The 12,294-nt window shown below is 71.9% G+C and carries 13 protein-coding genes and 1 pseudogene; 7 read left to right on the top strand and 7 right to left on the bottom strand.

Going from position 1 to position 12,294, the window contains the following annotated elements; translation table 11 throughout:
* The first annotated feature begins 66 nt into the window (after positions 1-66).
* Positions 67-1,557: an LVIVD repeat-containing protein gene (locus EES43_RS01805; protein WP_124267015.1), complete on the top strand. Its 1,491-nt coding sequence runs from the start codon at positions 67-69 to the stop codon at positions 1,555-1,557.
* 344 nt (positions 1,558-1,901) lie between these two features.
* Here the strand turns inward: EES43_RS01805 and EES43_RS01800 are convergent, their stop codons facing one another.
* From EES43_RS01800 to EES43_RS01780, 5 genes and pseudogenes are all read right to left on the bottom strand, one after another.
* Positions 1,902-2,081: a hypothetical protein gene (locus EES43_RS01800; protein ID WP_124267014.1), complete on the bottom strand. Its 180-nt coding sequence runs from the start codon at positions 2,079-2,081 to the stop codon at positions 1,902-1,904.
* A gap of 57 nt (positions 2,082-2,138) precedes the next feature.
* Positions 2,139-2,462, bottom strand: a pseudogene (locus tag EES43_RS01795) (HAD family hydrolase); the annotation flags it as partial.
* 17 nt (positions 2,463-2,479) lie between these two features.
* A complete protein-coding gene (locus EES43_RS01790; protein ID WP_124267013.1) occupies positions 2,480-3,187 on the bottom strand; it encodes a phosphatase PAP2 family protein in 708 nt (235 codons plus the stop codon).
* A 34-nt stretch (positions 3,188-3,221) separates the two neighbouring features.
* Positions 3,222-4,157, bottom strand: coding sequence for a M56 family metallopeptidase (locus EES43_RS01785; RefSeq protein ID WP_124267012.1), 936 nt, complete (start codon positions 4,155-4,157; stop codon positions 3,222-3,224).
* A 97-nt stretch (positions 4,158-4,254) separates the two neighbouring features.
* Complete coding sequence (locus EES43_RS01780; protein ID WP_124267011.1) at positions 4,255-4,881, bottom strand: DUF5134 domain-containing protein; 627 nt, start codon at positions 4,879-4,881, stop codon at positions 4,255-4,257.
* A gap of 203 nt (positions 4,882-5,084) precedes the next feature.
* Between EES43_RS01780 and EES43_RS01775 the strand changes: the two genes are divergently transcribed.
* Positions 5,085-5,657 (top strand): GNAT family N-acetyltransferase, encoded by a 573-nt coding sequence (locus tag EES43_RS01775; protein ID WP_124267010.1) that lies wholly within the window; start codon positions 5,085-5,087, stop codon positions 5,655-5,657.
* Positions 5,658-5,707: 50 nt separating this feature from the next.
* Here the strand turns inward: EES43_RS01775 and EES43_RS01770 are convergent, their stop codons facing one another.
* On the bottom strand, positions 5,708-6,391 hold the full coding sequence (locus tag EES43_RS01770) for a glycerophosphodiester phosphodiesterase (RefSeq protein ID WP_124267009.1): 684 nt from the start codon (positions 6,389-6,391) through the stop codon (positions 5,708-5,710).
* 306 nt (positions 6,392-6,697) lie between these two features.
* Here EES43_RS01770 and EES43_RS01765 point away from each other — a divergent pair, with 306 nt between their 5' ends.
* Genes EES43_RS01765 through EES43_RS01755 form a run of 3 tightly spaced genes read left to right on the top strand, consistent with a single transcriptional unit; the run spans position 6,698 to position 9,947 of the window.
* Entirely contained in the window at positions 6,698-8,095 is a 1,398-nt protein-coding gene (locus tag EES43_RS01765; RefSeq protein WP_124267008.1) for a DUF6421 family protein, read from the top strand.
* Between the two features lie 26 nt (positions 8,096-8,121).
* Positions 8,122-8,889, top strand: a complete 768-nt coding sequence (locus EES43_RS01760; protein ID WP_124267007.1) for an SDR family NAD(P)-dependent oxidoreductase — start codon at positions 8,122-8,124, stop codon at positions 8,887-8,889.
* Positions 8,886-9,947 carry a threonine aldolase family protein gene (locus EES43_RS01755; RefSeq protein WP_206430160.1) on the top strand — a complete coding sequence of 354 codons (1,062 nt, stop codon included), beginning with the start codon at positions 8,886-8,888 and terminating at the stop codon, positions 9,945-9,947. Before EES43_RS01760 ends, EES43_RS01755 begins: the two co-directional genes overlap by 4 nt.
* A gap of 127 nt (positions 9,948-10,074) precedes the next feature.
* Here the strand turns inward: EES43_RS01755 and EES43_RS01750 are convergent, their stop codons facing one another.
* On the bottom strand, positions 10,075-10,797 hold the full coding sequence (locus EES43_RS01750; RefSeq protein WP_124267005.1) for a lysophospholipid acyltransferase family protein: 723 nt from the start codon (positions 10,795-10,797) through the stop codon (positions 10,075-10,077).
* Between the two features lie 232 nt (positions 10,798-11,029).
* On the opposite strand from EES43_RS01750, the gene EES43_RS01745 reads away from it, so the two are divergent.
* Both EES43_RS01745 and EES43_RS01740 read left to right on the top strand, forming a co-directional pair.
* Positions 11,030-11,356: a TlpA family protein disulfide reductase gene (locus EES43_RS01745; RefSeq protein ID WP_124267004.1), complete on the top strand. Its 327-nt coding sequence runs from the start codon at positions 11,030-11,032 to the stop codon at positions 11,354-11,356.
* A 196-nt stretch (positions 11,357-11,552) separates the two neighbouring features.
* Positions 11,553-12,059 carry a flavin reductase family protein gene (locus tag EES43_RS01740; RefSeq protein WP_124267003.1) on the top strand — a complete coding sequence of 169 codons (507 nt, stop codon included), beginning with the start codon at positions 11,553-11,555 and terminating at the stop codon, positions 12,057-12,059.
* The last annotated feature ends 235 nt before the right edge of the window (positions 12,060-12,294 follow it).

Raw genomic sequence — 12,294 nt, 5'->3', positions numbered from 1 at the left:
TGGGAGGGACGATACTGCCGGGGTCCGCGAACCGTTCGATCCCGAACGGAGACAAGGGAGGACGCAGTGACCTCGTTGCACACCACCCGCGTGCGGCGCAGACGTCTGGGCGCGGTTGCAGCCGCGGCCGGACTCCTCGCCACGCTGCTCACGGCCACCACCGCGGCCGCGACGCCCGACCCGGGAGACGCCCCGGACCGAAGCGAATCCGTCACCACCAGCCAGCAGGCCGAGGCGAGGGAGGCGATCAGGAGCGGTGACATACCGGGTGTGGACGAGATCGTCCACAGCCAGAACATCAAGCACCTGACGAACGTCCCCAAGGGCGCCCTCAAGGGCACCAACACGGACCTCGCCTTCCAGGGCGACTACGCCTTCACCGGCAACTACGACGGCTTCGTGATCTTCGACATCAGCAAGCCGAAGAAGCCGCGGACCGTCGCCGAGGTCCTCTGCCCCGGCTCGCAGAACGACATCTCGGTCTCCGGGAACCTGCTGTTCCTGTCCACCGACTCCTCGCGCAGCGACGACTCCTGCTCCAGCACCACGCAGCCGGCCACGGAGAAGTCCTCGTGGGAGGGCATCAAGATCTTCGACATCAGCGACAAGCGGCGGCCGAAGTACATCGCCGCCGTGGAGACCGCCTGCGGCTCGCACACCCACACGCTGGTGCCCGAGGGCAAGAACGTCTACGTCTACGTGTCCTCGTACTCCCCGAGCGACACCTTCCCCGACTGCCGGCCTCCGCACGACGGGATCTCCATCATCAAGGTGCCGGTCAAGGCGCCGCAGAAGGCCCGGATCGTGAACTTCCCGGTGCTCTTCCCGGACGGCGGCAACCCGGGCGCGCCCCAGAACCCGGGCGTCACCAAGACGACGGGCTGCCACGACATCACGGTGCTGCCGTCCAAGGACCTGGCCGCCGGCGCCTGCATGGGCGACGGACTGCTCTTCTCCATCGAGGACCCGGAACGGCCCCGGATCATCGACCGGGTCCAGGACAACGTGAACTTCGCCTTCTGGCACTCGGCGACGTTCAACCAGGACGCGGACAAGGTCGTCTTCACCGACGAGCTCGGCGGCGGCGGCGCGGCCACCTGCAACGAGCGGATCGGTCCCAAGCGCGGGGCCGACGGCATCTACGACATCGTGGGCGAGGGCGACCAGCGCAAGCTCGTCTTCCGCAGCTACTTCAAGATCGACCGCCACCAGGCCGACGTCGAGGTCTGCGTCGCCCACAACGGCTCGATCATCCCGGTGAAGGGCCGTGACGTGATGGTCCAGGCGTGGTACCAGGGCGGCATCTCCGTCTGGGACTTCACCGACTCCGCCAAGCCCGAGGAGATCGCCTTCTTCGAACGCGGCCCGGTCACGCTCGACGGCGTCACCACGGCGGGCCCGTGGTCGTCGTACTACTACAACGGCCACATCTACTCCAACGACATCGCCAAGGGCTTCGACGTACTGAAGCTCGACGACCGGCGCACCGACCCGGCGAAGCGGATCCGCCTGGACGAGCTCAACGTGCAGACGCAACCGGAGTACTTCGACAACTGACCCCGGGACGGACCGGCAGCTCCCGTCGGTTCCGCGCCAGGACCGCACCAGGAGGCCGGCGTGCGCCGGGCGGACGCCCCGCCCGGCGCACGCCGGCCTCCGCGCGTGGCCCGCGGACGGCGGCGGTCCGAATATTCATTGACCGATCAGCCGGGTGGGGACATGCTGTATCTCTGCGTCGGCGGATTCCGCATCTGCCGTCCCCGGCGCGGTCCGCGGCCGTTCCCGAGGCACGGCCGCGGGGACGCGCCTGGATTCCGGCGACGCGGGGGATCGCCGGAATCGGGTGCGTTCCACGCGCGCCGAGGTTCTCCGGGCGCGGACGGGCGAGGCGGGCCCAGGGCTCAGGCGGCGCTTCGGTCGTTGCCGCCGGTCGCCGCCGCCCACTCCACCAGCAGGCGCTGGTAGTCCGCCTCGTCCTGCGGGGACAGGTAACCGCCCGAGCGCTGCCAGAGGTCGCGGATCTCCGCGTTGACCTCGGTCGCGGAACGCACGGAAACGGACGACGAAGGGCTAGGGGACATGCCTACCAGGCTAAGGCCCCGATCCGGCCCGGAACCCCTTTCGGAACGGGATTTCCCTCACACCTTCCTCACACTCCGGCCGCAGTCGTGGACGCACCGCCGCGTCCGCCCGGCACCCAGCCCCAGCGACCGCAGCCCGTCCGGCCGCCGCCCCACCGGCAGATGCTCCACGAACCCGACCTCGCACCCGACGGCCGCCGCTCCGGCGTCCGCGTGACGGTCGTCACCCACCATCACCACCTCGGCCGGGTCCCGCCCGATCAGGGCGCAGGCGGCGCGGAACAGCCGCGCGTCCGGCTTCTGGAGCCCGTGCGCGTACGACAGCGCGCAGCCGTCGACGAGCCCGTCCAGCCGGTGCGCGCAAAAGCGCACCGGGCGGAGCGGGACGCCGTCGCCGCTCAGCCCCGCCGGGACGCCGCCTCGGCCTCCGCCTCCACCGGAGCCCGGCGGGCGGTGTACCCGGCCACGGTGAACGCCACCACGGCGACGCCCAGCAGCACACCCGCCACCACGTCCGTCAGCCAGTGCACGCCCAGGTACAGCCGGGTCGCGCCCACGCCGACGCCCGACACCACCGCCACGGCCGCCGCTCCGCGCCACAGCCGCCGGCCCGCTCCGCACAGCCGCAGCACCCACACGAGCAGGCCGCAGCTCACGACGGCCGTCATGGCGTGGCCCGAGGGGAAGGCCGCGTAGTTCGCCGAGTCCACCGGATCGGGCCACTGCGGGCGCTCACGGCCCACAGCCGCCTTCATCCCCTGCTGGACGAGGACGGAGACCAGGCTCGCCCCCGCCACCCACAGGGCCGCGTGCCGCGCTCCGCGCCACCACAGCGTGATCACGGCCGCGGCGATCAGGGCCCGCATCGTCCAGGGGTCCCACACCCAGTCCGTCAGCACCCGGTTGGCATGGACCATCCCCGGCTCCGCCACGGCGCGCCGGTGCAGGCTCTCGGCGACCGACCGGTCCAGGGCGATCAGCGGGGACCACTCGGCCACGACGAGGACGAGCAGGACGAGGGCCAGGCCGCTCGTGACGGCCCCGGCGACCAGGGCGGGCCCGGGGCGGGAGGAACGATCCGGCGGGGCGCATGTGGGGGAGTGCATGGGGGCGATCCTCGCGGACGACGGGGCCGTGTGCCTAACCGAGCGCCCTGAGCCCCGGCACGAAGGCCACCGCGACCGGTACGACCGGCACCAGCGCGGCGGCGGCGGTCAGCCGCAGCCGGCGGCCGGCCGTCAGCCGGTCGGCCGGGGTCAGCAACCGGTTGACGCGGAGCGGCACTTGGGCGTCCGGCGGGGGACAGGGGCCGAAGACGCCCCGGTCCTCGTTGAGTCCGACGAGCGCGAGGGCCGTCGTGAGCCTGCCGAAGCGGCGCGAGGCCACGTCGTCGGCGGCCAGTTCGACCAGCCGGTGCATCTCGTCGCGGAACGCGGCGAAGACGGGAACCTGCGGGAATCCGACGGCCAGCGCCGAGGAGCAGTGCAGCAGCCAGTCGTGCCGGGCCTGGGCGTGGCCCTGTTCATGGGCGAGCACCGCGTCCAGTTGACGGCCCTTCAGCCGGGACAGCGCCGCGGTGGTGATGACGAGCCGGGGCGCGGCACCCGGCAGCCACCAGGCGTCCGGGCGCTCGCCCTCCAGCACGACGAGCCGGTCGGCGCCCGGCTCCTCTCCCGGCAGGAGCGGCGCGCGGACCAGCAGTTCGGCGCGGCGCAGCCGGCGCCGCCGCCGGGCCCGCCGGATCTCGCGGACGAGCATCGCGCCGCTCCACAGTCCGCCCAGGGCCAGCAGCACCGCGATGACGGCCGACCACGGACCGTAGCCCGCGAGCGCGTACGCCTCGACCACGGCGTGCGGTGCGGGGGCGAAGACATGGCCGCGCACCGCCTGCCAGGCCGCAGCGGCGCTGAACGTCATCGACAGCGCGAACGAGACCAGCACTCCGGCCACCACGCACTGCCACACCCACAGCGCCACGACCGGCTCGCGCTCCGGCCACCGGGCACGCGCCATCAGTCGCGGGGTCACCAGGGCGGTCAGTGCACCGAGCAGCAGCAGCGCGAAGGAGACCAGCATGCCGTCAGCCTATGAGGGGCGGGTCGGTGACGGGTACGGCTCTGACCGGCAAGTGACGTACGCCACGGTTTGGCGGGCCTGCGTCTCACCGGTCGTCTCACAGAGTGAGCAGCATCGCGAACATGGCGAGCCCCATCGTCATCCGGCAGGCCAGCGTCAGCTCCGGCCGGCCGCCCGCCGGAGTGCCCGGACCGCCCGGGACGGAACCGGCCCCCGGACCGCCCGGGACGGAACCGGCCCCCGGACCGCCGGGGACGCCCGCGACGCCGACCGCGGGTATCAGACGCCCGGCGGAGCGCAGCACGTAGAACGCGTAGTAGACGAGCAGCGCGCCCGTCAGCAGGGGCACGCCTCCGGCCGCGCCCGCCGTCGCGTGCCCCGCGTGCCCGCCCTCCGAGGCCCCGGGAGCCATCGCCACCGCCATGTAGACCATCGCCAGCGAACCGACCAGGTGGTGCAGGTGGTGGCCGCCGTGCCGGGAGGGCCACAGCGCCCGCAGCGCCGCCGCGCCGAACAGCACCGCGTACACCGCCCACGCCCAGTCGGGGGGCGTCAGAAGAGCGGCCGGCACGGCCATCACCGCCATGCCGAAGCCCATCACCGCCTCCGCGCGCGCGGTTCGCCGCTCCTGCCGCGTCCCGGAGCGGGTGCGCGCCAGGCAGTAGGCGCCGCTCACCGCGCACAGCGCCGTCAACAGCCAGCCGGTCAGGGCCCCTCCGTGCACGACGTGCCTCCCCTCGGTACGTACGGCTCCGATGCCGGGTCGCCTAGTCGATGCCCGTACCCCCGTGCCCGAACCCGGCGCACGGGGGTGCGCGAGGGGTGCGCCGGGGCCCGCGAGGGGCGCTGGGGGTCGCGCTACTCTCGACCGGAACGTACGGAGCAGTGAGCACGCGTACGGCAGCAGAGGAACGGAGACCTCCCACGATGGACACCGCCACCACGCCCCCCGGCGCGCCCCCGTTGACCTTCCGCGACGCGACCGAGGACGACGTTCCGGCGCTGGTGGCGCTGATCGAGTCGGCCTACCGCGGCGACTCCAGCCGTACCGGCTGGACCACCGAGGCGGACCTCCTCCAGGGGCAGCGGACCGACGAGGACGACGTGCGCGCGGTCCTCACCGCACCGGCGGCGCGGCTGCTCGCGGTCGAACGGGCCGGCGAGCTGATCGCCTGCTGCCAGCTCGAACACCGCGGCGAGGCCGCCTACTTCGGCATGTTCGCGGTCCGCCCCGGCCTCCAGGGAGGCGGGCTCGGCAAGGTGGTCATCGCCGAGGCGGAGCGCGTCGCGCGCGGCGCCTGGGGCGTCGGCGAGATGCACATGACGGTGATCTCGCTCCGCGAGGACCTGATCGCCTGGTACGAGCGCCGGGGCTACCGCCGGACCGGACGGCTCACCCCGTTCCCGTACGGCGACGAGCGCTTCGGCATACCGCTCCGCGACGACCTCGCCTTCGAACTGCTCGTCAAGGAGATCGGGGACGGCCTCCCGCAGTCGTAGCCGCGAACGCCCGGGGCGCGCCGGGACGGTGCGGGGAGGACCGGCCGGGCTCAGGCGGTGAAGCGGCCGGTCCGGCGGATCTCGGGGAAGTCGGTCGTGACGCCGTCCAGGTTCAGCGCACGGGCCAGCCGCAACTGGTCCTGCGTGTTCACCACCCAGCCGATCACCTTCAGGCTCTCGCCGTGCGCCTGCTCCACGACCTCCAGCGTGAGCCGGCGGATGTTCAGCGCGAGCGTCGCCGCGCCCGCCGCCTTCGCCCGGTCCACCACGTCCGCGCCCCAGCGGCTGGCGATGAGCACCGTCCGCACCCCCGGAACCAGGCGGGCGATCTCCGTCACCGCCTCGTCGTGGAAGGAGGACACCTCCACCCGTCCGACGAGGTCGCGCGCGCGGATCACCTCCGCCAGCGCCCGCGCCGCGGCGACGTCCTTGATCTCGGCCTGGATCGGGGCCCCGACGGCGTCCAGGACCTCCTCGAACACCGGGACGCGCTCCCCCCGGCCGGCGTCGAGCCCGCGCAGCTCCGCCAGCGTCTTTCCGGCGATCGGCCCCGTCCCGTCGGTCGTGCGGTCGACGTCCGCGTCGTGCATCACGGCGAGCGCGCCGTCCTTGCTCAGGTGCAGGTCCAGCTCGATGGCGTCCATGCCCGCCGCCTCGGCGCGGACGAAGGAGCGCAGCGTGTTCTCGGGCTCGACGCCCATCACTCCGCGATGGCCCAGGGTGAGAAAGGACAAGACGACCTCGATTCCGTCAGTGGCTCCGCGTCGGTGGCTCCTGCCCGTGCGGAGGCCGGGCCATGCGGAGGGTAACGGGCCGCGCCCGCGATGTCTGCCGCCGCGCGGTCTCGTTTCTCCCGCGGAACGGCGGCAGTCCGCCAGGACGCGACGACTGACGGAACTGAGCGCCTACCGGGCGGCCGACAGGAAAAACAGCGGTGACCATGGGGGGTGGGCAGGATATTTTCCGGACCCCTACTTGTGGGGTAGGAGGGTGCGCGGATACGGTTGCTGGACGCGAGGTTCTCCCGTGGAGGAAGTGTTATGACGGAAATTCTTGTGCACGACGCCACCGGTGGCGCGATAGCTGCTGCCCAACGTGTCGTTGAGCACCCGGCCTGGCCCGCGCTCAAGGACGCCGTCGAACAGATCCGCCCCTGGCAGTCCAAGGACGGCTCCATCGACTTCGAGGCCGAGGACGCCCCGTCGCCGGCCGCCGCCGAGGAGGCCGTGGGCCGGGTGACCGCGGCCGTCGAGGAGCTGTCACCGCTGCTCCCGCACGACGCCGCCTACCACCGCGCGCTCGTCGCGGACCTGCGCCGCTGGGCCGCCGACGGCTTCGGCGTCCCGGACTTCCTCGACTCGCTGCTCGCCTTCCAGCCCGCGAAGAGCCGCGCCGACGGCCTCCAGCACCTGGTCGTCTTCGCGATGTACACGCAGAACGGCAACCCGGACCGCAACCTCGAAGCGGTCGTGCTGCGGATGGTCTGGCCCGACTGGCTCGCCGAGCTGGAAGCCACCCGCTACGACAACCCGCTCTTCTGCGGCATCACCTTCGAGGACTTCACCTCCGGGTACGACACCAACTCCGCCGTCCTGTTCCCGGAGACCATCGCCGTGCGCGAGGCCCCCGAGCGCTTCAGCTGGGGCGGCATCTTCTGCGACCGCGAGGCCGCCCGCTTCCGCCGCGTCACCGAGGCGTCCGTCGACCTCCTCGGCCTGGAGCTGCCCGACGACATCCGCGCGATGATCGGCGACCAGCAGCGCTGCGAGCAGGCGTTCGTCCTGTGGGACATGGTCCACGACCGCACCCACAGCCACGGCGACCTCCCGTTCGACCCGTTCATGATCAAGCAGCGCCAGCCGTTCTGGATGTACGGCCTGGAGGAGCTGCGCTGCGACCTCACCGCCTTCAAGGAGGCCGTGAAGCTGGACGCCGAGGGCAACGCCCACGGCCGCGACGTCCAGTACGCGGTGCTCTTCGACCGGATGTTCCGCTTCCCCGTCACCGGCGAGCGCGTCCGCAACTACGACGGACTCGGCGGCCAGCTGCTCTTCGCCTACCTCCACAAGCACGACGTCATCCGCTGGACCGACAACACGCTGAAGATCGACTGGGACCGCGCCCCGCAGGTCACCAACCAGCTCTGCGCCGAGATCGAGAAGCTCTACCGCGACGGCATCGACCGCCCCAAGCTGGTGCACTGGTTCGCCGCGTACGACCTCGTCTCCCAGTACCTCTCGCCGCACCCCGGCTCCACCTGGGCCAAGGGTCCCGACGCCCTGGACCTCACTCTCCCCCCTCGCAAGCTCGTCGACGACGTGCTTCCGGACGAGTTTCCCCTGAGCATGTTCTATGAGGCACTCGCCAAGAAGCTCAAGCACGTGATTGCCTCCACCAAGGGAATCACCGCGGCCGGGGCCGAGCAGGCAGCCGCGTGAAGACAACTCCCAGGGAGGCGGTGTCCATGAACAACATCGGCAAGGGCAACGGGAGCAGCGCTCTCGACGGGGCCGTGATCGCGGTGGCCGGCGCGGCCGGCCCCGCCGGGCGCGCGGCCCTGCTGCGGCTCGCGGAGGCCGGGGCGACCGTCGTCGGCTGCGACGCCAACCCGGAGCGGCTGGCCGAGGCGGTGGACGCGGCGCGCTACGCCCACGGCGGCGCGACGGTCACCGGCGAGACGGTCGACCTGCTCGACGTCGACGCCGCGCGGGACTGGGCCAAACGCACCGAGGCGGAGTTCGGCCGGGTCGACGGGCTGGTCCACCTCGTCGGCGGCTGGCGCGGAAGCCCCTCCTTCGCGGAGACCAGCCTCTCCGACTGGGACGTGCTGGAGAAGCTGCTGATCCGCACCGTCCAGTCGACCTCGCTGGCCTTCCAGGAACCCCTTCAGCGCAGCGACCGGGGCCGCTACCTCCTGATCAGCGCGGCCGGGGCCGGCAAGCCCACCGCGGGCAACGCCGCCTACGCCTCCGCCAAGGCCGCGGCCGAGGCGTGGACCCTCGCGCTCGGCGACGCCTTCCGCAAGGAGGGGGGCGAGGACGGCCCCCGCGCCGCCGCCGCGATCCTGGTCGTCAAGGCACTGGTGCACGACGCCATGCGCGCCGAGCGCCCGAACGCGAAGTTCGCGGGCTTCACCGACGTCACGGAGCTGGCCGAGGCCATCGCCGGCGTCTGGGACCGGTCCGCCGCCGAAGTGAACGGAAAGCGCCTGTGGCTGACCCCGCAACCGTGAGGACCGACGCGCGACGTCACCACGACCCGCGGGTACGCGGCTTCGCCAGTGACAACTACGCCGGCGCGCACCCGGAGATCCTGGCCGCCCTCGCCCTCGCCAACGGCGGCCACCAGGTCGCCTACGGCGAGGACGACTACACCGGCCACCTCCAGCGGGTCATGCACAGCCACTTCGGAGCCACCGCCGAGGCCTTCCCGGTCTTCAACGGCACCGGCGCCAACGTGGTCGCGCTCCAGGCGCTCACCGACCGCTGGGGCGCCGTCGTCTGCGCCGAGTCCGCGCACATCAACGTGGACGAGGGCGGAGCACCCGAGCGCATGGGCGGCCTGAAACTGCTCACCGTGCCCACCCCGGACGGCAAGCTCACGCCCGAGCTCATCGACCGGCAGGCGTACGGCTGGGACGACGAGCACCGGGCCATGCCGCAGGTCGTCTCGATCACCCAGAACACCGAGCTGGGCACCGTCTACACGCCCGACGAGATCCGCGCCATCTGCGACCACGCCCACGAGCGCGGCATGAAGGTGCACCTCGACGGGGCCAGGATCGCCAACGCCGCCGCCTCGCTGGACGTGCCGATGCGCACGTTCACCAACACGGTCGGCGTGGACGTGCTGTCCTTCGGCGGCACCAAGAACGGGGCGCTGTTCGGCGAGGCCGTCGTCGTGCTCAACCCCGACGCGGTCCGCGCGATGAAGCATCTGCGCAAGCTGTCCATGCAGCTCGCCTCCAAGATGCGCTTCGTCTCCGTCCAGCTGGAGGCGCTGCTCGCCCGCGACCTGTGGCTGCGCAACGCCCGGCACGCCAACGCCATGGCCCAGCGGCTGGCCGAGGGCGTCCGGGCGATCGACGGCGTGGAGATCCTCCACCCGGTCCAGGCGAACGCGGTCTTCGCCCGGCTGCCGCACGAGGTGAGCGAGCGGCTCCAGAAGCGCTTCCGCTTCTACTTCTGGGACGAGACCGCCGGGGACGTCCGCTGGATGTGCTCCTTCGACACCGGCGAGGACGACGTCGACGCCTTCCTCCAGGCGCTGAAGGAGGAGATGGCGAGGTAGTCCTCCGCCGTCCCGCCCGCAGCGGCGGACGACCGCGGCCGACCGGAAGTCGATGACTCCGGTCGGCCGCTTCGTCGTGTGTGCCGTGTGCCGTGTGCCGCCCGCCCGCCGGGCGGCGCGTCCGGCCTCAGCCGAGCTCGCGCACCTCGGCGGGGGTCGGAGCCGTGCCGCCGAGGTGGGCCGGCACCCACCAGGTGTCGCTCGCGTCCTTGGGCCGCACCGGGTAGGCCCGCTGCGCGGCCTCCAGCAGCTCCTGCACGCGCTCGCGCAGCCGCCGGGTGATCGCACCGGCGTACTGGTCGGAGGGAGCCTCCAGAGGCTCTCCGACCCGGATCGTGATCGGGATGTGGCTGCGCCGGAAGTTGCGCTCCCGTCCCTTCGTCCAGATCCGCTGCGTGCCCCACAGCGCCATCGGGATCAGCGGGACACCGGCCTCCTGGGCGAGGCGCGCGGCGCCCGACTTGAAGCTCTTCAGCGTGAACGACTGGGAGATGGTCGCCTCGGGGAAGACGCCGACGATCTCACCGGAGCGGAGCGAGCGGAGCGCGTGGGCGTACGCGTCCTCGCCCTGGTTCCGGTCGACCGGGATGTGCTTCATTCCGCGCATCAGCGGCCCGGACACCTTGTGCCGGAAGACCGACTCCTTCGCCATGAAGCGGACCAGCCGCTTCTGCGGCAGGGCGCCGAGCCCCGTGAAGATGAAGTCGAGATAGCTGATGTGATTGCTGACCAGCACCGCACCACCGGTCTTCGGGATGTGCTCCGAACCCTGAGTGTCGATCTTCAGGTCGAGCGCCTTGAACAGGGTGCGAGCGGCGCCGATGACCGGTCGATAGACGAGTTCTGCCATCTGGAGAAGACCCTTCTTCAGTGCCTGGGGAGGGTTCTCCCGGCGGAAGTTACGCAGCCGTAGGTATTCGGCATTGTGGCGATCGTGCCCCATGGACGAGCCGCTGGCCAGTCCCGAAGAGCGCTGGACGCGAGATTCTCGTCACGTGCTCACCGCCCGGGGAGCTGGGGGAATGCCACGGGCCCGGCCGGTGCTGACCGACTGCGACGGACTGTTACGAGGAGGAGATCAGGTGGACGGCCGGACATCCGGACAACGCCTCGACGCGGCACGCCTCGGCGCGGAACTGGGGGAGCGGGCCACACTCGTCCAGTTCTCGACCGCTTTCTGCCAGCCGTGCCGGGCGACCCGCCGCACGCTCGCGGAGGTGGCCGCGATGGTCGAGGGGGTCGCGCACATCGAGATCGACGCGGAGGCGCGTCTCGCGCTCGTGCGGGAACTGGACATCACCGCTACGCCGACCGTCCTGGTGCTCGACTCCGGGGGCGCGGTGGTGCGCCGGGCCTCGGGGCAGCCGCGCACCGCCGACGTCGTCGCCGCGCTGGGGCACGCCATATGACGGACCGTGACGCATCTCCCACATCGTGGTACGCGCTTGACTGCACCCACCACGCATCGTCAGTCTGACGTTATGCCGCCAGAACTCCTTCTCCACGGCCGGGTCCATGTGGACCTCGTACGTCACGCGAGCGCGCGCTGTCCGGGTGCCTGAGCAACCACGGCCCCGAAAGCCCCTCCCGCAGAAGGACACCTCCATGACGGCCACGCCCGACCTCGCCGCGGCCCCGGCGGCCACATCCGAACTCCTGCGCTCCGTCTTCCGCCGCCACGCCGCGGGCGTCGCGGTGATCACCGCGGCCGGAGAGCGCCCGGTCGGTTTCACCGCGACCTCGCTGAACTCGGTCGCCGCCGAACCGCCCCTGGTCTCGTTCGGGATCGGGACGTCCTCCTCCAGCTGGCCGGTGCTGGCCGAGGCCGGACACGTCGGCGTCCACATACTCGGCGAGCACCAGCGGGAGCTCGCCGCGACGTTCGCCCGCAGCGGAGCCGACCGCTTCGGCCCGTCGACCGAGTGGCGTCCGGGGCCCGAGGGCGTGCCGCTGCTCGGCGGCGTGCCGGCGTGGCTGGTCTGCCGCGTGGTGGCCCGGGTCCCGGCCGGTGACCACGTCATCGTCATCGCCGAGGCCGTGGCGGGCGACCCGTCCGGCGAGGGCCGTCCGCTGGTGTACCACCAGGGGCGGTTCACGGCTCTGCGAGACTGAGGGGACGCTGCCCGTGCACAGACCCGCCGCGTTGGCAAGGTCACAGTGCGCGGCGCTTGCTCCGGGGTGAGCGAATGGGTGTACTGGCGAGTAATATTTTTGGTCGGAGCCTCGGTCGCTCTGACCGGAATCGGCCGCATGAGGCGCCTATGCTGCGTGCGACAAGGCAGCCCGGAAATGACGATGCAGTAGGAGAGCCGGCGTGAGCTTGAGGATCGTTGTCTGTGTGAAGTAC

Source organism: Streptomyces sp. ADI96-02, from assembly GCF_003846185.1.
Taxonomy (GTDB): Bacteria; Actinomycetota; Actinomycetes; order Streptomycetales; family Streptomycetaceae; genus Streptomyces.
The sequence above is the reverse complement of the archived record's forward strand: the minus strand, read 5'-3'. Positions and strand labels throughout refer to the sequence as shown.